The sequence below is a fragment of the Marinobacter lutaoensis genome (assembly GCF_001981305.1).
Classification (GTDB): Bacteria; Pseudomonadota; Gammaproteobacteria; order Pseudomonadales; family Oleiphilaceae; genus Marinobacter; species Marinobacter lutaoensis.
Genome location: NZ_MSCW01000005.1, coordinates 279728 through 297385 on the forward strand (window position 1 = coordinate 279728; position 17658 = coordinate 297385).

The 17658-nt window shown below is 63.9% G+C and carries 20 protein-coding genes and 1 tRNA gene; 12 read left to right on the forward strand and 9 right to left on the reverse strand.

Annotation, left to right across the window (positions count from 1 at the left end):
- Positions 1–13: 13 nt before the first annotated feature.
- Positions 14–1480, forward strand: coding sequence for a PhnE/PtxC family ABC transporter permease (locus BTO32_RS07505; protein WP_076724003.1), 1467 nt, complete (start codon positions 14–16; stop codon positions 1478–1480).
- Positions 1481–1495: 15 nt separating this feature from the next.
- On the opposite strand, the gene BTO32_RS07510 is transcribed toward BTO32_RS07505, so the two are convergent.
- On the reverse strand, positions 1496–1942 hold the full coding sequence (locus BTO32_RS07510; protein ID WP_076724004.1) for a hypothetical protein: 447 nt from the start codon (positions 1940–1942) through the stop codon (positions 1496–1498).
- Positions 1943–2077: 135 nt separating this feature from the next.
- Between BTO32_RS07510 and BTO32_RS07515 the strand changes: the two genes are divergently transcribed.
- The 3 genes from BTO32_RS07515 to BTO32_RS07525 are packed head-to-tail and all read left to right on the forward strand — an operon-like array spanning position 2078 to position 4279.
- Complete coding sequence (locus BTO32_RS07515; protein WP_076724005.1) at positions 2078–2998, forward strand: ABC transporter ATP-binding protein; 921 nt, start codon at positions 2078–2080, stop codon at positions 2996–2998.
- A 22-nt stretch (positions 2999–3020) separates the two neighbouring features.
- Positions 3021–3782 (forward strand): ABC transporter permease, encoded by a 762-nt coding sequence (locus tag BTO32_RS07520; protein WP_076724006.1) that lies wholly within the window; start codon positions 3021–3023, stop codon positions 3780–3782.
- A complete protein-coding gene (locus BTO32_RS07525; protein ID WP_076724007.1) occupies positions 3779–4279 on the forward strand; it encodes a DUF192 domain-containing protein in 501 nt (166 codons plus the stop codon). The genes BTO32_RS07520 and BTO32_RS07525 overlap by 4 nt, the downstream gene beginning before the upstream one ends.
- Here the strand turns inward: BTO32_RS07525 and BTO32_RS07530 are convergent.
- The 7 genes from BTO32_RS07530 to rutA all read right to left on the reverse strand — a co-directional run bounded on the left by BTO32_RS07530 (position 4276) and on the right by rutA (position 9429).
- Positions 4276–5067, reverse strand: coding sequence for an enoyl-CoA hydratase (locus tag BTO32_RS07530; RefSeq protein WP_076724008.1), 792 nt, complete (start codon positions 5065–5067; stop codon positions 4276–4278). The genes BTO32_RS07525 and BTO32_RS07530 overlap by 4 nt on opposite strands.
- Before the next feature lie 133 nt (positions 5068–5200).
- Positions 5201–5731, reverse strand: a complete 531-nt coding sequence (rutF, locus tag BTO32_RS07535; RefSeq protein ID WP_076724009.1) for an NADH-dependent FMN reductase RutF — start codon at positions 5729–5731, stop codon at positions 5201–5203.
- Positions 5732–5744: 13 nt separating this feature from the next.
- Positions 5745–6335, reverse strand: coding sequence for a malonic semialdehyde reductase (locus tag BTO32_RS07540; protein ID WP_076724010.1), 591 nt, complete (start codon positions 6333–6335; stop codon positions 5745–5747).
- Positions 6332–7147: a pyrimidine utilization protein D gene (rutD, locus tag BTO32_RS07545; protein WP_245820305.1), complete on the reverse strand. Its 816-nt coding sequence runs from the start codon at positions 7145–7147 to the stop codon at positions 6332–6334. Before rutD ends, BTO32_RS07540 begins: the two co-directional genes overlap by 4 nt.
- A gap of 20 nt (positions 7148–7167) precedes the next feature.
- Entirely contained in the window at positions 7168–7554 is a 387-nt protein-coding gene (gene rutC, locus BTO32_RS07550; RefSeq protein WP_076724012.1) for a pyrimidine utilization protein C, read from the reverse strand.
- Positions 7555–7570: 16 nt separating this feature from the next.
- On the reverse strand, positions 7571–8341 hold the full coding sequence (gene rutB / locus BTO32_RS07555; protein WP_076724013.1) for a pyrimidine utilization protein B: 771 nt from the start codon (positions 8339–8341) through the stop codon (positions 7571–7573).
- A complete protein-coding gene (rutA, locus tag BTO32_RS07560; protein ID WP_076724159.1) occupies positions 8338–9429 on the reverse strand; it encodes a pyrimidine utilization protein A in 1092 nt (363 codons plus the stop codon). Before rutA ends, rutB begins: the two co-directional genes overlap by 4 nt.
- Before the next feature lie 376 nt (positions 9430–9805).
- On the opposite strand from rutA, the gene rutR reads away from it, so the two are divergent.
- The 8 genes from rutR (at position 9806) to BTO32_RS07600 (ending at position 17514) form a co-directional block, all read left to right on the forward strand.
- A complete protein-coding gene (gene rutR / locus BTO32_RS07565; protein ID WP_084206812.1) occupies positions 9806–10423 on the forward strand; it encodes an HTH-type transcriptional regulator RutR in 618 nt (205 codons plus the stop codon).
- Between the two features lie 238 nt (positions 10424–10661).
- Positions 10662–11675: an isopenicillin N synthase family dioxygenase gene (locus tag BTO32_RS07570; RefSeq protein ID WP_076724015.1), complete on the forward strand. Its 1014-nt coding sequence runs from the start codon at positions 10662–10664 to the stop codon at positions 11673–11675.
- 1 nt (position 11676) lies between these two features.
- Complete coding sequence (locus tag BTO32_RS07575; protein WP_076724016.1) at positions 11677–12063, forward strand: VOC family protein; 387 nt, start codon at positions 11677–11679, stop codon at positions 12061–12063.
- Between the two features lie 35 nt (positions 12064–12098).
- Entirely contained in the window at positions 12099–13178 is a 1080-nt protein-coding gene (locus BTO32_RS07580; protein ID WP_076724160.1) for a BMP family ABC transporter substrate-binding protein, read from the forward strand.
- Positions 13175–14695, forward strand: coding sequence for an ABC transporter ATP-binding protein (locus BTO32_RS07585; protein ID WP_076724017.1), 1521 nt, complete (start codon positions 13175–13177; stop codon positions 14693–14695). The genes BTO32_RS07580 and BTO32_RS07585 overlap by 4 nt, the downstream gene beginning before the upstream one ends.
- Positions 14688–15779 carry an ABC transporter permease gene (locus BTO32_RS07590; protein WP_076724018.1) on the forward strand — a complete coding sequence of 364 codons (1092 nt, stop codon included), beginning with the start codon at positions 14688–14690 and terminating at the stop codon, positions 15777–15779. The genes BTO32_RS07585 and BTO32_RS07590 overlap by 8 nt, the downstream gene beginning before the upstream one ends.
- Before the next feature lie 2 nt (positions 15780–15781).
- Positions 15782–16708: an ABC transporter permease gene (locus BTO32_RS07595; RefSeq protein WP_076724019.1), complete on the forward strand. Its 927-nt coding sequence runs from the start codon at positions 15782–15784 to the stop codon at positions 16706–16708.
- Positions 16709–16755: 47 nt separating this feature from the next.
- Positions 16756–17514: an SDR family NAD(P)-dependent oxidoreductase gene (locus BTO32_RS07600; RefSeq protein WP_076724020.1), complete on the forward strand. Its 759-nt coding sequence runs from the start codon at positions 16756–16758 to the stop codon at positions 17512–17514.
- 20 nt (positions 17515–17534) lie between these two features.
- On the opposite strand, the gene BTO32_RS07605 is transcribed toward BTO32_RS07600, so the two are convergent.
- A tRNA-Leu gene (locus tag BTO32_RS07605) sits at positions 17535–17621 on the reverse strand.
- Between the last annotated feature and the right edge of the window lie 37 nt (positions 17622–17658).

The following is a 17658-nucleotide window of genomic DNA, read 5'->3' on the forward strand; positions in this document are numbered from 1 at the left end:
GGAACGTCCGGGCATGTTCTCCTACCCGACCGTACGACTGAGCCTGCTGTTCGTGGCCCTGGCCTTGGTCGGGCTGCTGCTGGCCGATATCAGCATCACCGCCTCCAACCCCTGGCGGGATCTGGGCAATTTTTTCCTGGGTGTGGTCACCCCCAATTTTTTCAGCTCCGAGGGCCTGCTGACAGCGCTGTTGCGAACCGTGTCCTTCGCTTTCGTCGGGGTGGCGCTCGGCAGTCTGAGCGGGTTCCTGCTGGCCCTGCTCTACCGCCATGGGCCGGTCCGGGTGTTCTGCGCCTTCATCCGCGCCATCCACGAGCTGTTCTGGGCGCTGATCTTCCTACAGTTCTTCGGCTTCCATCCGCTCACTGGGGTGTTGGCCATCGCCATTCCCTACACCGGTATTTTCGCCAAGGTGTACGCCGAGATCCTCGATGAAGCGGACCCGGAACCCTACCGTCTGCTGCCCCCCGGCACCGGCGTGGTCGCCGCCTTTGTTTATGCCCGCATCCCGGACTGCTGGGCCCAGCTGCGAACCTACACCGCCTATCGCCTGGAATGTGGCCTGCGGTCCAGCGCCATCCTGGGGTTCGTGGGCCTGCCGACGCTGGGCTTCTATCTGGAAACGTCCTTTTCCCAGGGGCTGTACTCCGACGCCGGCGCCGTCCTGATTCTGTTTTACGTACTGATCGCGGCCATCCCCCTGTGGGTACGGCCGAAACTGCTGCCCGTGTACCTGGTGGCGGCGCCGTTTTTCCTGGGCGAAGGGTTTCCGATTGTCTGGGGCAACGTCGAGCGTTTCTTCACCGAGGACATCGTTCCCGCGCCCCTGCGGCACGGTGAGGGGGTGGGCGGGCTGCTGTCGTGGCTGGGTGACCTGTTCCTGAACGAAGCCTTGCCGGGGATCTGGAACACCGTCCTGCTCACGCAGATCGCCCTGGTGGCCACGGGACTGCTGGCCTTGTTGTCCTTTCCGCTGATTTCCCGCCATTTCGGCGGGCCGGTTCGGCGCACCTCCGGCCACATCCTGCTGGTGGTTGCCCGGTCCACGCCCGAATACGTGCTGGCCTATATCCTGCTGCAACTGTGGGGGCCATCCATGCTCCCCGCCGTGGTCGCCCTGGCGCTGCACAACGGGGGCATCATCGGCCACCTGATCGGCCGGCAAAGCGATACCCTCCGGCTCCGGCCCGACGCGCCCCGGGGCATTCACCGTTACGCCTGGGAGCTGGTGCCCCGCCTGTACCGGCCGTTTCTGGCGTTTCTGTTCTACCGTTGGGAAATCATCATGCGCGAGACCGCCATTCTCGGCATTCTCGGCATCTATACCCTGGGCTTTTACGTGGACAGCGCGATCCAGAACATCCGTTTTGACCGGGCGATGGTGCTGATCCTGATCACCGCCCTGCTGAACATCGGGATCGATGCTCTGGGACGCTTCATCCGGCGCAGGCTGGCGTTGCAGACCCTGCCCAGCTGCTGACGACGGGGTCCGGCTTCACCGGGCCCAGAACGTGAGCCTGGCCGGAGGGGCGCCGACCGGCCGCTGCCCGCTCTGAAGGTCAATACGCCACTGCATTTCCGAGCCGGTGGTGCAGAAGGGCGCGGTGAAACGGGCGTTCCAGCCACCCTTGTCGTCGGGCATCAGCGGTACCGGATACTCTCCCATGTACATGGACTCGCCCCGCAGTACCGCCAGGAACCGCTCCGGTGCCACCGGGGCGCGGACCTGGAGCCGGAATTCCGTGCCCTGGTCCCCCTCGCCCAGCGGCTCGGCCTCGACCACCCACTCACCCTGGTCACTGTGCCAGCGGCACGGGCCGGCGAGTACGTCGCAGGTCGGCATCTGGGCCGCGGGTTCCGGTGAACGCAGCCACCGGGGCACAAACACCAGCACGGCTAGGACCGCCACAATCACACTCGCCACCAAAACTTCCCGCAACATGCCTCACCTCGTTCAGGACAAAGGCGCATTATGGGGAATCCCGTCGGCTTGGCAAAGGTTTCTCAACCGGGCCCAGTCGTGACAAAATACTGCGCCTGCCAAGAACCCATCCACCCTCAGACACAGGACACGCCCGTGCAACCGGACATCTCCGTCAAGCACCTCAACAAGGTCTACGCCGGCGGGTTCCAGGCCCTCAAGGACATCAACCTGGAAATCCATCCGGGCGAGATCTTCGCGCTGCTGGGCCCGAACGGGGCCGGCAAGACCACTCTGATCAGCATCATCTGCGGCATCGTCAACAAAACCAGCGGCGAGGTTCGCGCCGGCGGCTACGATATCGTCAAGGACTATCGCAAGGCCCGCTCGCTGATCGGGCTGGTGCCCCAGGAACTGAGCACGGATGCCTTCGAGACCGTCTGGGACGCGGTTTCCTTCAGCCGGGGACTGTTCGGCAAGGCGCCGGACCCGGGCCATATCGAGCGGGTGCTCAAGGCGCTCTCGCTCTGGGACAAGCGCAACAACCGCATCATGTCCCTGTCCGGTGGCATGAAACGCCGGGTGATGATCGCCAAGGCGCTGTCCCATGAACCCCGCATCCTGTTCCTGGACGAACCCACCGCCGGCGTTGACGTGGAACTGCGCCGGGATATGTGGGAGATGGTTCGCAAGTTGCGGGAAAGCGGCGTGACCATCATCCTGACCACCCACTACATTGAGGAAGCCGAGGAGATGGCCGACCGCATCGGCGTCATCCGGCAGGGGGAAATCATCCTGGTGGAAGACAAGACGCGGCTGATGACCAAGCTGGGCAAGAAGGAGCTGCGCCTGCAACTGCAGCAACGGCTTGACCGGATTCCCGGCGAACTTACCCTGGAACCGGTGGAACTGGCGAACGACGGCTGGGAGCTGATCTTCACCTTCGACTCCCAGCAGGAACAGGCCGGCGTTGCCCGCCTGCTGCGCACGCTGGGCGACCTGGGCATTGAGTATCGGGACCTACAGACCCGGGAAAGCTCCCTGGAAGAAATTTTCGTCGGACTGGTCCACGAATAGTGTTCCCGCTACGGAGACCTTCATGAACCTTCACGGTATTCGCGCAATCTACCTGTTCGAAATGGCCCGGATGAAACGCACGGTGATGCAGAGCGTGCTGTCGCCGGTCATTTCCACCTGCCTGTACTTCGTGGTGTTCGGCTCGGCGATCGGCTCGCGCATGGGTGACATCAACAGCATCAGCTATGGCGCCTACATCATCCCTGGCCTGGTGATGCTGACCCTGCTCATGCAGAGCATCTCCAACGCCGCCTTCGGAATCTACATGCCCCGCTTTTCCGGTACCATCTACGAGGTGCTGTCGGCGCCGGTCTCCTACCTGGAAGTGGTGGTCGGGTACGTTGGCGCGGCGGCGACCAAGTCCACCATTCTGGGGCTGATCATCCTGATCACCGCCCGCTTCTTCGTGGACTACGCCATTCTCCATCCGCTCTGGATGTTGTCGTTCCTGGTGCTCACCTCGGTGACCTTCAGCCTGTTCGGTTTCATCATCGGTATTTGGGCCGACGGTTTCGAGAAGCTCCAGATCGTGCCGATGATGATCGTGACCCCGCTGGTGTTCCTGGGGGGGACCTTCTACTCCATCGACATGCTGCCGGAGGTGTGGCAGACCATCAGCCTGTTCAATCCGGTGGTGTATCTGATCAGCGGTTTCCGCTGGGCCTTTTACGGTGTCTCGGACGTGCACGTGGGCATCAGCGTGGCGATGACCCTGGTGTTCCTGGCCATTTGCGTGGGCATCGTGTCCTGGATTTTCCGCACCGGCTACCGGCTGCGCACATGAACCGAAACCGGCGCGCACGCCTTCTGTTCCCGGCGCTGGCACTGGCGCTGCTGGCCGGCTGTCGCACCGGTACGGTTTCCTCGCAATCGGAGTGGCCGGTGGTGCCGGCCTGCTTCGTCGCCGGCGCCCGGACCGTGCCGGTGGTGCTGGAACTGGCCAGCACGCCGGAGCAGCGCCGGGTCGGTCTGATGGGCCGGAGCGAGCTGCCGGCGAATCACGGCATGCTGTTCCGCTATCCAGAGGAGCGCTCACCGAGTCAGGGGTTCTGGATGTACCGGACCCGCCTTCCCCTCGACATTGCCTTTCTCGATCGCCAGGACCACATCCTGAGAATCCGCTCCATGATTCCCTGCCTGGCCGGCGACAGCGCCGGCTGCCCCACCTACCCTGCCGGGGTACCCTACTGGTCCGCGGTGGAGATGAACGCTGGGTTTTACCAGGCGAACCAGATCGAGGTGGGTGACCGGCTGCGGCTGGGCGACGACTGTCACCGCTAGCGGTCCTTCCACTCCGGCGTCCGCTTGTCCAGAAACGCGCAGATCCCTTCCTGGGCGTCGTCTGCCTGGAGATTGTCCGCCATCACCTTCGCGGTGTAGTCGTAGGCCTCGGCCAGTGGCATATCCAGCTGCCGGTAGAAGGCCTCCTTGCCAATGCGCAGGGTGTGGGAGGATTTGTCGGCGATGGTGCGGGCCAGCCGGTAGACGGTGTCGTCCAGCACCTGCTCGTCCACCACCCGGTTCACCAGCCCGATTTCCTCGGCCCGGGAGGCGCTGATCATCTCGCCGGTCAGCAACATTTCCATGGCATGCTTACGGGACACATTGCGGGACAGCGCCACCATCGGCGTGGAGCAGAACAGGCCGATATTGACGCCCGGCGTCGCGAAGCGCGCCGTGTCCGCCGCCACGGCCAGGTCGCAGGACGCCACCAGCTGGCAGCCGGCCGCGGTGGCCACGCCCGCCACCCGTGCGATCACCGGCTTGGGCAGGTGTACGATCTGCTGCATGACCGCACTGCAGCGCTCGAACAAGGCCAGCTGGAACTCGTGCCGGTCGAACTGTTCGCGGATTTCCTTCAGGTCATGCCCGGCGCAGAACACCCGGCCCTCGCCGGCCAGTACCACCACCCGGGTATCGGCGTCCGTGGCCAGCGACGCCAGCACCTCGGACAGGGTTTCCAGCATCGCCATGGAGAGGCTGTTGCGCCGCTCCGGCTGGTTCAGGGTCACCGTGGTGACGCCGTTGTCCCGGGACACCTTGATTCGTGATTCCGCGGTTTCCGTCATGTCTGCCTCCAGGGTTGCGTTGGATGTTGTTGTGCCAGAACCTATAACTGGCAGTATCCCGCAAGGCGATTACCCTGTCGAAGCGACTTTTGTCGGGCGGGTGCCGGGCTTTCGTCCCGAGCACCCGCAGTGTTCACGCCGGCAGCTTCAGCTGGTGGTAACCCCGGCCGAAGTACACCAGACTGCCGGCTTCGTCCCGCTGGCGCACCGATGCAATCTCGCAGAACAGGATTTCGTGGGTTCCCACGTTCACCCGTTTGCGGATGTAGCAGTCGAAGTTGATCAGGGCGTCTTCCAGAACCGGCGCTCCGGTGACCGACTGGCCCCACTCGGCGGCGGCGAAACGCTCTGCCATGGGGCTCTTGCCGCCGAACCGGTTGGACAGCTCCGACTGGTGATCGGCCAGGGTGTTCACGCACAGCACGTCGTTGCGGCTGAACACGTTGTACACCGAGGAGCCCCGGTTGAGGCACACCAGCAGTGTCGGCGGCTCGTCGCAGACGCTGCAGACCGCGGTGGCGGTAAAGCCGGCCCGGCCACCGGGGCCGTCGGTGGTTACCACATTGACGGCGGCCGCCAGGGTCGACATGGCATTCCGGAAAGTCTGCTTGTCCACCAGCGGCGGCAGGTTCACGATGTCACGCAGTTGTGCTTGGGATTTCATGGTTCTCTCCTTTTCAGGCCAGGCGACAGGCATCGTCGAAGTCCAGCCGGGGCAGCCGGCCGTAAAGGCGCGTGGGATCGCCGTGGCCGAGGTTGATCAAGAGATTCACTTTCCAGGGTGTGCCGGCAAAGAAGGTTTCGTTGACCTTGTCCGGGTCGAACCCGGACATGGGGCCGGTATCCAGGCCCAGGGCGCGGGCCGCGAGGATCAGGTAGGCCGCTTGCATCGAACTGTTCCGGAAGGCCGTTTCATGGGCCAGTTCCGGGCTGCTGGTGAACCAGCTACGGGCGTCGCCGTGGGGGAACAGTTCCGGCAGGCGCTCGTAGAAGGTCTCGTCGTAGGCTACGATCACGGTGACCGGTGCGCTCAGGGTTTTGTCCCGGTTGCCACTGGACAGGCACGGCTCCAGCTTTGCCTTGCCTTCGGCGGTGCGGACAAACACGAAGCGGGCCGGGCCGCAGTTGGCGGAGGTCGGGCCCATCTTTACGAGATCGTACAGCTGGCGCAGGGTGTCATCGCTGACAGGGCGGTCCTGCCAGCCGTTGTGGGTGCGGGCCTCGGTGAACAGCTGGCCGAGGACGGGGGTAGCCAAGGGTTGACTCATAGGGCCTCCTGGGTGATCCGGTCGGTTGCCGGCAAGCGGTGCCGGCGCAGGTGGTCCAGTACCAGGGCGTTGACCCGGTCCGGTTCGGTGACGTTGACCGCATGGCCGCCGGTGGGCAGCAGCCGCACGCTGGAGTTGGGCAGCCGCGCCGCCAGTTTCTGGGAACAGGTCCAGGGCACCAGGGCATCGTCGCGGGTGGCGAGCACCAGGGCGTGGGCACGGATCTGGGCCAGCTCCGCCGGTGCCGGTTGCCAGGCCTGCAGGGCCGCCATCCGTCGCAGCAGATTGTCCCGGGGCGGAAAGCTCGCCAGCAGATAGGTCTGCTCCTGTTCCAGATGCTCGCTGTGTTCGGCGATCCAAACCGGCGGGTACAGGAACAGCGGCTGGGCTTCCAGATAGGCTTCCGGCCCGGCGCTCAGCAACAGCTTCCGCCGGACCGAAAAGCATCGTCGGGTGTGGGCGTTGGGCTCTGCCCAGGCGTTGATCAGCAGCAGGCTGCCAATCCGCTCCGGTGCCCGCCGGGCCAGTTCCAGCCCGATCAGTCCGCCCAGGGCGTGGCCAACGAAGTGGACCGGCCCCGGGATGTCCGCGTCGTCCAGCACGGTTTCCAGCTCCCGTGCCATGTCGGCGACGGTGTAGAACTCCGGAATCTCGCCCCGGCTGCGGCCGGTGCCAAAGTGGTCGTACACCAACACCCGGTAGCGCTCGGCCAGTGCCGGGATCTGTGGGGCCCAGTAGTTTCCGGAACCCCCCAGGCCGGCGCTCAGGACCACGGTTTCCGCCGTCGCGGGGCCGTGGCACTGCCAATGGATTGCTGCCGCGCCGTTCATGGTTATTTGCCTATGTGCGCGATGCTGGCGATTTCCACCAGCGCGTCTGGTTTTACCAGGCCGCACTGGATGCAGTAGCGGGCCGGTTTCTCGCCGGGGAAGTACTCGGCGTAGACCTTGTTGACCGCGCCGTAGTGATCCCAGTCGGTGATCATGATCATGTTGAAGGTCACGTCGTCCATGGTGCCACCGGCGGCTTCCACCACCCCCTTGATGGTTTCCAGGACATGGCGGGTCTGGGCTTCCGGATCGCCGACATGGACCACATTGTTGTCCTTGTCGAACGGCAGGGTGCCGGCGACGTAGAGCACGCCATCGGCCATCGAGCCGGGCACATAGGGGGCCAGCGGTTTGCCGGAGCCTTCGGGAATAATGGATGTCTTGGGCATGGTCAGTCTCCGTGAGTCAGGCGGTGGTCGCCTGGGGTTCGTGGGTTTCGGCCGGAACGTCTGCGCGGCCGAACGTCCGGCAGAAGTCTTCGGTGGTGGACACCCAGCCAAAAAAGGTTTCGATGTTGTACAGCGCTGCCTGCTGGACGAAGTCCGGCCCGGCCTGGTGGGTCGCATCGGCCAGCACCACCCCGAAATACTCCAGGAAGAAGCCGTCACGCAGGGTCGATTCGACGCAGACATTGGTGGCAATGCCGGTGAACACCAGGTTGCGGATGCCCCGGGCCCGCAGCACGCTGTCAAACGGCGTGTTGAAGAAGCCGCTGTAGCGGGGTTTGGGAATCACGATGTCGCCGGCCTGCGGCGTCAGCTCGTCGACCAAGTCGTAGTCCCAGGTACCCTTGGCCAGCAGGCTGCCCTTGAGTTCCGGCTGCCGCCGCATGGTCTTCAGGGCGTTGGATTTGTACCAGTTCGGGGAGCCTGGGCCGCCGGCCTCGACGTAGTCCGGATCCCAGCCGTTCTGGAAGAAGATGACGGGCATGCCGGCGGCGCGCGCCGTGGCGATGGCCTTACGGATCTGGCGGATCACCGGCCCGGTGGCGGACACGTCGAATCCGGCTCGGTCCAGGTAGCCGCCGATGGTGGCGTAGGCATTCTGCATATCGACCACCACCAGTGCCGTTTCACTGGCCCGCAGATGCAGGGGCTCCGGCTTGCCCGGCAGTTCCAGCATGGCGTCGGAGCCGGTGTTCAGTGCGTACCCCGATTTTTCCGTTGCGATGGTCATACCGCTTGCTCCAGTTGTTGGGTGACGTGGCTCCGGCTCTTCATCCGTGGCTGGATGTACTTGCCAAAGTTCTCGATGCCCTCGACGAAGTCGTCGAAGGTCAGCATGACGCCGCTGACGCCCTTTACCGTCGCCACTTCGTCCAGCATCCGGGCCACGGACTCGTAGGAACCCACCAGCGTGCCCATGTTGATGTTCACCGCCGAGGTCGGGTCGGCCATTTGCCGGATGTTGGTGTCGGACTTGGAGGTTTTGTCCGCCGCGCCCTGCTCTCCCAGCCAGGCCACCGCTTCCTCGTCGACCCCGGCCTTGTAGTGTTCCCAGCGTGCCCGGGCGGCCTCATCGGTCTTGTCGGCAATGATCATAAACAGCGCCACCGAGCTGACCTCCCGGTTGGCGTTTTCTGTGGCCCGGACCAGCCGCTCCACGGTCGGTGCGAACGCCGTGGGCGTGTTCACGCCCTTGCCGAAACAGAAGTTGTAATCCGCGTACTTGGCGGTGAACGCCATGCCCGCCTCGCTCTGGCCAGCGCAGATGATCTTCATGTCGGCCTTGGGAATCGGGCTGACCCGACAGTCGTCCATCTGAAAGTACTTGCCTTTGAAATCGCTGCGGCCAGTGTCCCACAGGTCCCGCAGCACCTGTGCGTACTCGCCGAGATACTCGTAACGGGAGCCGAAAAATTCGTCGCCCGGCCAGAGCCCCATCTGGCTGTATTCCGGCTTTTGCCAGCCGGTCACCAGGTTGACGCCGAAGCGGCCGTTGGAGATGGAGTCGATGGTCGAGGCCATGCGCGCCACGATGGCCGGCGGCAGCGTCAGGGTCGCGGCGGTGGCGAACAGCTTGATCTTGCTGGTCACGGCGGCCAGGCCGGCCATCAGCGTGAACGACTCCAGGTTGTGCTCCCAGAACTGGGTTTCACCCCCGAAGCCGCGCAGCTTGATCATCGACAAGGCGAAGTCGAAGCCGTAGCTCTCGGCCTTCTGGGTGATTTCCTTATTCAGTTCGAACGTCGGCATGTACTGGGGCGCGTTCTTGGAAATCAACCAGCCGTTGTTGCCGATAGGAATGAAGACTCCGATGTTCATCTGCTCGTTCATCTGTTTCCCCTTAACAGTTTCTGCGTCGTGGCGGCACCGGGTTGTCACGGTGCGCTAACCGTCACCCCGACCAAAGCACAGCGCCGGCCAACATCGGTTAAATGCATATAATTCAATTCGTTATGAAATTTTCAGGAATTTTTTCAGACCATTTGGTCTGTTTTAGAGCACTTGGTTTGTGCAGGACGGGCATTTTTGGGGCAGCGCCGGCGGTGGTGGCCTCAGGCCTATTCATGAGGAAATCCGGTGTTAGAATGTGCCTCCGGTTTATCCAGTGGAGAAACGCGTGAGTGTTACAAGAAGAGGCAGGGAATCCGCCAAGGCCAACCCGAGAAAACCGCAGCGCGTGCCCACCGCCGCGTCCATGAAACGCCGCATGCGCAATACCGAGATGAAACGGGGCGCGATACTGGAGGCGGCCCTGGCAGCCTTTTCCCAATACGGCCTGCACGGCACCAGCATTGATCAGATCGCCAGCCTGGCCGATGTTTCCAAGACCAACCTCTTCTATTACTTCAGCAGCAAGGAAGAGCTGTATGTCAGCGTGTTGCGCAACCTGCTGGACCTCTGGCTGAAACCGCTGCGGGCCTTTACCGAGGAACAGGACCCGGTGGTGGCAATCCGCGACTACCTCCGGGTGAAACTGGAGTTTTCCCGGGACCACCCCGCCGAATCCCGTCTGTTCTGCATGGAAGTGATGCAGGGCGCGCCGCTGATGCTGACCGAGCTGCAACAGCCCCTGCACGACCTGGTGGAAAACAAGATCGCGGTCATCCGCTCCTGGATCGACCAGGGTAAGATCGCGCCGATCGAGCCCTACCACCTGATTTTCACCCTCTGGGCCACCACCCAGCACTACGCGGATTTCCGTGTTCAGGTGGAAGCCGTTGCCGGCAAGACCCTGGAAGATCCGGCGTTTTTCCAGGAAACCCTGAACAGCCTGGAAACCCTGATTCTCGACGGCATTCGCCCCCGGACCTGAGGCGCGGTTTCCGCGCCCTGCCCCCCGCCCCCAATTTGTGCCTGCCATCAAACCAAGCGCTCTAATTTGGACCATTTGATCCAGATCAATTTTCAATTAAAACGTAAGCCATTGATTTAAAAGGCATCAAAGAGCTGGCACGTTTGCTGCTACGTCCAGTCGGCGAGCGAGAAGAGCCCATCACTGGCGGTCGCCAGCCCTTCCTCGCGACAACCGACCTGAAACGAGGGCGTGCACCATGAAACTGCAACATGTACCCACCATTGACCTTGCCCCCTACTTCGAGGGAACCGCCGAGGGCAAGCGCAAGGTGGCGAAAGAGGTCGACCGGGCGTGCAAGGACATCGGCTTCCTGGTCATCACCAACCACGGCATTCCGCGGCAACTGATCGAGCGGGTCTACAACCTGAGCCGTGAGTTCTTCAATCAGCCGATGGCGGAAAAGCGCAAGGTGGACCGGCCCAGCCCGGACATGGTTCGCGGGTACAGCGCCGTTGCCGAGGAAAGCCTGTCGTACTCCATGGAAGAGGCGGCCCCGGGCGACCTGAAGGAGTCCTTCTCCATCGGCCCCATTGACGTGCCGGAGGATGCCTACCACCGGGGGCCGGATGCGGGGCCTCATTTTGCCCCCAATGTCTGGCCGGAGACCATCGACGGCTTCCGGGAGGCCTACGGCGAGTATTTCGGCGCCATGAGCGATCTGGCCCGCTCCCTGATGCGCATCTTCGCGCTGGCGCTGGATCTGGACGAGCACTTTTTCGACGACAAGATCGACAAGGAAATCAGCATGCTCCGCACGCTGAGTTATCCGAACATGGGCACCCGCATCGAGGAAGGCCAGATGCGCGCCGGCGCCCATACCGACTATGGCAGCCTGACCATCGTCAAACCCGATGACTCCCCCGGCGGCCTGCAGGTTCGCAATCAGAACGGCGACTGGGTGGACGTGCCCTACGTGGACGGCAGTTTCGTCGTCAACATCGGCGACCTGATGATGCGCTGGACCAACGATCAGTGGGTTTCCACCCTGCATCGGGTGGTCAACCCGCCCCTGGACGCCGAGGCCACCCGGCCCCGTCAGTCCATCGTGTTCTTCCACCAGCCCAACTACGACGCCATGATCGAATGCCTGCCCAGCTGCCTGGGCGCGGACGGCCAGGCCAAATATCCGCCGGTCAGTTCCGGCGACCACCTCAAATCCAAGTTCGTGAAACAGACCACCTTCGGTGGCAGCAAACAGGAGGTGGCCTGATATGAGCACGCTTTCCTACGTCAACGTCTTCGCCCGGGACATCGAGGGGCTGAGCGGCTTTTACCGGGACCTGTTCGGGTTCCGGGACATCCCGGAAATCCGCTCCCCGATTTTCCGCGGGCTGGACACCGGCCGCTCCTGCATCGGCTTCAACGCCCTGGACGCTTACGAAATGCTCAAGCTGGACGCGTATTCGGACACCCGGGGCTGCAAGTTCCTGCTCAACATCGACGTGGACAGCAAGGAAGAGGTCGACCGCTTCGTGCCCAAGGCCATTGCAGCCGGCGCCCGCCTCGTCAAGGAGCCCTACACCACTTACTACAACTGGTACCAGGCCGTGCTCCTGGACCCGGAAGATAACGTGTTTCGAATCAACCACATGATGTAGAACCGCCCAACCGAAGGAAACTCACCATGAAAAAGATGATTTTCAGTGCCTGCCTCGCACTGGCCGGTTTCTTTGGCCTGATCAGCACCGTGAACGCCGAGGGACTGACCCTGGAAGGGCCGCCCAAGATCGCCATGCTGTACATCTCGCCCACCAACGACGGCGGCTGGACCCAGGCCTTTGATGAAGCCCGTCAGCGTCTGGAGAAGGACCTGGGTATCAAGATCCAGTACGTCGAGAGCGTGCCGGAATCCGCCTCCGCCATCCGGCCGGCGGTGGAACGCTTCATCAAACGGGGCGCGAACATCATCATCGGAACCGCGTTCGGCTATTCCGACACCTTCAAGGCGTTGTCCGAGGAATACCCGAACGTGGCTTTCCTGAACGGCTCCGGCACCACCAACGGCCCCAACCTGCTGTCCTTCTATGGCCGGACCTACGAGAGCCAGTACCTGTGTGGCATGGCCGCCGCCGCGGCTTCCAAAACCGGCAAGCTCGGCTTCGTTGCCGCCAACCCGTTCGGCCAGGTCAACTGGACCATCAACGCCTACGCCATGGGCGCCCATGAGATCAACCCGGACGCCACCGTCACCGTGGTCTATACCGGCGCCTGGAACGACCCCACCAAGGAACGGTCCGCCACCAAGGCCCTGATCGACCAGGGCGCGGACGTGATCGGCCAGCACGTGGACACCCCCACGCCGCAGCTGGTCGCCCAGGAGAACGGCGTCTATGGCACCGGCCACCACCGGGATTTCCGGGAGTTCGCCCCGAAAGCCACGGTGTGCTCCTCGGTGTGGGTGTGGGACCGCTTCCTGAAGACCGAACTGGAGAAGATCATCGCCGGCAACTGGGTACCGAACCCCAACGGCGCGCTGCTCTCCATGCAGGAGGGCGGTACCGACATCGCCTGCTGCGGCCCGAACATCTCGGAAGAGGAAGAGGCGAAGATCATGGCCGCCCGCGACAAGCTGCTCAAGGGTGAACTGCAAATCTACGCCGGCCCGCTGTACGACCAGGACGGTAACCTCCGCGCCGCCGAAGGCGAGGTGATCCCGGACCCGGAACTCTGGCAGATGGACTGGTTCGTTGACGGAGTCATTACGCAGCAATGAGCAAGCAGAACGCGATCCAGCTGAGCGGCGTCAGCAAGACCTTCGACGGTTTCAAGGCTCTGGCCGACGCCAATTTCACCGCCAGGTGGGGCGAAGTCCATGCCCTGCTGGGTGAGAACGGCGCCGGGAAGTCGTCCCTGATGAACATCGTGGCCGGCCTGTACGGCCCCGAAGGCGGATCGCTGTTCATCGACGACAACCCGGTCAAGCTCAAAGGGCCGAAGGAGGCCGCGAAACTCGGCATTGGCATGGTACACCAGCACTTCAAGCTGGTGACTCCCTTCACGGTGGCCGAGAACATTCTCCTGAACCTGGGGCATATCCAGACCAGCGGCCTGTACCGGGAGCGCCTGCGCCGGGTCACGGACGACATCCGCGCCATGGCGGCGCGGATCGGCTTCGACATCGACCCGGACGCCCGCATCGGCCAGCTGTCCATTGCCGAACAGCAGCGGGTGGAGATCCTCAAGGTTCTGCTGGCCGGCGCCAAGATCCTAATTCTCGACGAACCCACCGCCGTCCTGACCGAGGACGAGGCGGAACGCCTGCTCACCACCGTGCAGGGGTTCGCCCGGGAAGGCGCCGCCGTGATCCTGGTGACCCACAAAATGAACGACGTGCTCCGGTACGCCGATCAGGTCACCATCATGCGGGCCGGTCGCACCGTGAAAACCCTCAAACCCGACGCCGTCTCCGTAGACGAGCTGATCCGGCTCACCGTGGGTGAATCACCCGCCGGGCAGGACGCCTCGCCCGGCGGGCGGGTCCCGGGCGAGCCATTCCTGCGGGTCCAGGGGCTGCGCAGTACCGGTGGCCGCAGGGCCCTTAACGGCCTGGACCTCACCCTGAATCGGGGCGAGATTTACGGCATCGCCGGTGTGGGCGGCAACGGCCAGAGCGAGCTGGCCAACGCACTGATGGGAATACCGGAGGCGGTCAGCGGCCGGATGGAGATCGTCGGCGAGGGTGACCTGGCGGATTTCGACGCCGCCCGGCGCCGGGCTCTCGGCATCGCCGCCATCCCCGCCGACCGTTACGGAGCCGCCCTGGCCGGCCCCCTCTCCATCGCCGACAACTTCGCGCTCGGCGATATCCACTCCGGGCGCTACGGCCCGTTCTGGTACCTGAACACCCGAGCCATCGAGGCCGACGCCGCCGAGGCCGTGCGCCAGTTCGATGTCCAGGGCGTCCGGTCACTGAAACAGAAGGCTGCCCTGCTCTCCGGCGGCAACGCGCAAAAGCTGGTCATTGCCCGGGAGTTCAGCCACCCGCCGCAACTGGTTCTCGCCCACAGCCCCAGCCGGGGCCTGGACGTGAAAGCCACGGAAGCCGTGCGCGAGCGCCTGCGGGCGGCCCGGGACAACGGCGCCGCGGTGCTGCTGATCAGCGAGGATCTGGACGAAGTCATGGCCATGGCCGATCGGATCGGCGTGATGTCCGCCGGCCGGATCGTGGCCGAATTTTCACAGCCGGCAGACCGCCAGGCGATTGGCCAAGCAATGGTGAACCATGTCTGAACTTGCCTTACGACGACCATTGATCAACCGCAGATACACCCTGGAACTGCGCCAGCACATGGCTTGGTACTGGCAGGCCCTGATCCTCGGTGCCTCCCTGGTGCTCGGGCTGCTCGTTTCGGGGGCCATTCTGGTGGCGGCGGGGGTGCCCGCCGGCGAACTGCTGAACGAATTCGTGCTCTACACGCTGTTCGACGCACAAAGCCTCAAGTCCGTGCTGTTCCAGGCGTCGCCGCTGATCATGGTCGGCCTCGCCGGCTGCCTGGCGTTCCGGGCCAGATTCTGGAACCTCGGCCTGGAGGGGCAGATGATTTTCGGCGCCATCGGCGCCACCGCCATCACCCTGTGGGACATTGGCAGCCCCAGCCTACGCCTGCCCCTGATGATCCTCACGGCCATGGCCTGCGGACTGCTGTGGGCGGTGGCTCCGGTGCTGCTCCGGCTCAAGCTGAGGGTGAACGAGATCGTCTCCACGCTGATGCTGAACTACATCGCCGTCAATTTCCTGCTGCACCTGATGTATGGCCCCTGGAAGGACCCGAAGGATGCCTTCCCCTATTCGCCCAAATACGAGAGCTTCGAGCTGCTGCCGGACCTGCCCGGCGGCCTGAGCCTGTCGATTCCTATCGCCATCGGCCTTGCCGTTCTGGTGCTCTGGTTCGTCAGCATCTCCCGGGCCGGCCTGTACCTGCGGTTCGTCGACAAGAGCCCGGACGTTGCCCGTTCGGTGGGCGTGCCCGTGGCCCGAACCATCCTGATGGCGGTGCTTTTTTCCGGAGCCCTCGCGGGCCTGGCCGGGCTGATGGTGGCCGCCGGCCAGGAGGGGCGGCTGACCCATTCGTTCTACGTCGGCTACGGCTTCTCCGGCATCCTGATCGCCTTTTTGGCCCGCAACAACCCCATCGCGGCCACCTGCGCGGCTCTGCTGATCGCCACCCTGTTCGTGGCCGGCCGCAGCCTGCAGGTGTTCTACCAGATCCCGTTCGCCATGGTGCAGCTGATCCAGGCCGTCCTGGTCATCTGCGTCGCCTCTTCGGATTTCTTCATCCGGCACCGCATTCGCCGCGTTCAGGGGGGAGAATAGCCATGACTCTGATTACCAGCTGGATCGGCAACACTCCGGAATTCGCCGTTCCCTTCGCCCTCGCGGCCCTGGGCCTGATCATCACCGAAAAATCCGGCGTGCTGGCGCTGGGCGCCGAGGGTCTGATGCTGGTCGGTGCCGTGGCCGGCATCGGAGCCTATCTCACCTTCGGGCAGACCGCAGTGGCGTTGGTCATGGCCATGCTCGCGGCCGGTGTGGTCTCACTCCTGTTCGCCCTGATGGTGCTGGTGATGCGCATCAACCAGGTGATCTCGGGCTTGGTCCTGGTGTTCTTCTGCCAGGGCCTGACCACCCTCACCGGCACCCTCATGGGCTGGACCAACCAGCCGGTTCCGGGCCTGCCGGCCATTGCCCTGTGGCCACTGTCTGAACTGCCCTACGTGGGCCGGTTCTTCGTGCAGAACCTGGTGGTCTACCTAGTGCCGGTGATCTTCCTCATCGCCGTCTGGGCCCTGAACCGCACCACCCCCGGCCTGCGCCTGCGGGCGGTGGGCGAGAACCCCCAGGCCGCCGACGCCGCCGGAATTCCGGTGCTCGGCTACCGGCTCGCGGCCATCGTCATCGGTTCGGCCCTGATCGGCCTGGCCGGTGCCTTCATTTCGGTGCTCAGCACCAAGCTGTGGATTTCCAACATGACCGCCGGACGGGGCTGGATCGCGGTGGCGCTGGTCATCTTTGCCCGCTGGTCCCCCTGGAAAGCCCTGGCGGGCGCTCTCCTGTTCGGTTGCATCGAGGCGCTGATTCCCCAGCTGGCCGCCTCCGGCATCAAATTGTCCCAGTACTTCGTGTTCATGGCGCCCTATGCCATCACTCTGGGCGTCATGATCTGGGTCGCCGCCGCCAAGCGCGAGAACCGCAGCCAGCCCGGCGCTCTGGGCACCCCGTTCATTCGGGAGGAGCGCACCTGACCCGGCCAGGCGCGCGCATCCCCTCAAACAAGCGAAAGGAGAGAACGTTGAGCAAGATCCTGTTTGTTACCGGTGCTACCTCTGGCTTCGGCGCCGCCACCGCCCGTCGCTTCGCCCGGGACGGCTGGTCCGTGATCATCAGCGGGCGCCGCCTGGAACGCCTGAATGCCCTGGCTGACGAACTGGGCGCCCTGGTGCCCGTTCATCCCCTGAAACTGGATGTGCAGGACGCCGAAGCCGTCCGCCAGGCGGTGCAGTCGCTGCCCGCCGAGTTCCGCCGGGTCCATACCCTGGTCAACAACGCCGGCCTCGCCCTGGCCCCCGCCGCCATGCAGCAGGTGGCACTGTCCGACCTGCACACCATGATCAACACCAACATCACCGGTGTGGTCAACGTCACCCACGCCCTGCTCCCAACCCTCATCGAAACCGGCGCCGGCGCCAACATCATCAACATCGGCTCCACCGCCGGCCAGTGGCCCTACCCCGGAAGCCACGTCTATGGCGCCAGCAAGGCCTTCATCAAGCAATTCTCTTACAACCTGCGCTGTGACCTCCTCGGCACCGGCGTTCGCGTCACCGACCTGGCCCCGGGCATCGCCGAAACCGAGTTCTCCCTGGTCCGTAACCGGGGCGACCGAACCGCCGCGAACGCCGTCTACGACGGCACCGTTCCCCTCTCCCCCGACGACGTGGCCGACCAGATCGCCCACATCGCCAACCTGCCGGATCACATCAACATCAACCGAGTGGAAATGGTCCCCGTACGTCAGGCCTGGGGGCCGTATGAGATTTATCGGGAGTGAGGGGTGGAAAGGGAACTGAGTGGTGCCCGGAGCCGGAATCGAACCGGCACGGCCTTGCGGCCGAGAGATTTTAAGTCTCTTGTGTCTACCAATTTCACCATCCGGGCATTTGGAGGGAGGCTTAGCGGGCCAGAATTGTATAAG

Coding starts and splice junctions, on each gene's coding strand:
- rutF (WP_076724009.1), bottom strand. CDS start 5,731: ATGAAATCCCAAGCACAACTGCGTGACATCGTGAACCTGCCGCCGCTG.
- BTO32_RS07540 (WP_076724010.1), bottom strand. CDS start 6,335: ATGAGTCAACCCTTGGCTACCCCCGTCCTCGGCCAGCTGTTCACCGAG.
- rutA (WP_076724159.1), bottom strand. CDS start 9,429: ATGAACATCGGAGTCTTCATTCCTATCGGCAACAACGGCTGGTTGATT.
- BTO32_RS07530 (WP_076724008.1), bottom strand. CDS start 5,067: ATGACGGAAACCGCGGAATCACGAATCAAGGTGTCCCGGGACAACGGC.
- BTO32_RS07505 (WP_076724003.1), top strand. CDS start 14: ATGTTCTCCTACCCGACCGTACGACTGAGCCTGCTGTTCGTGGCCCTG.
- BTO32_RS07520 (WP_076724006.1), top strand. CDS start 3,021: ATGAACCTTCACGGTATTCGCGCAATCTACCTGTTCGAAATGGCCCGG.
- BTO32_RS07525 (WP_076724007.1), top strand. CDS start 3,779: ATGAACCGAAACCGGCGCGCACGCCTTCTGTTCCCGGCGCTGGCACTG.
- rutR (WP_084206812.1), top strand. CDS start 9,806: ATGAAACGCCGCATGCGCAATACCGAGATGAAACGGGGCGCGATACTG.
- BTO32_RS07510 (WP_076724004.1), bottom strand. CDS start 1,942: ATGTTGCGGGAAGTTTTGGTGGCGAGTGTGATTGTGGCGGTCCTAGCC.
- BTO32_RS07590 (WP_076724018.1), top strand. CDS start 14,688: ATGTCTGAACTTGCCTTACGACGACCATTGATCAACCGCAGATACACC.
- BTO32_RS07595 (WP_076724019.1), top strand. CDS start 15,782: ATGACTCTGATTACCAGCTGGATCGGCAACACTCCGGAATTCGCCGTT.
- rutC (WP_076724012.1), bottom strand. CDS start 7,554: ATGCCCAAGACATCCATTATTCCCGAAGGCTCCGGCAAACCGCTGGCC.
- BTO32_RS07570 (WP_076724015.1), top strand. CDS start 10,662: ATGAAACTGCAACATGTACCCACCATTGACCTTGCCCCCTACTTCGAG.
- BTO32_RS07585 (WP_076724017.1), top strand. CDS start 13,175: ATGAGCAAGCAGAACGCGATCCAGCTGAGCGGCGTCAGCAAGACCTTC.
- BTO32_RS07580 (WP_076724160.1), top strand. CDS start 12,099: ATGATTTTCAGTGCCTGCCTCGCACTGGCCGGTTTCTTTGGCCTGATC.
- BTO32_RS07575 (WP_076724016.1), top strand. CDS start 11,677: ATGAGCACGCTTTCCTACGTCAACGTCTTCGCCCGGGACATCGAGGGG.
- rutB (WP_076724013.1), bottom strand. CDS start 8,341: ATGACCATCGCAACGGAAAAATCGGGGTACGCACTGAACACCGGCTCC.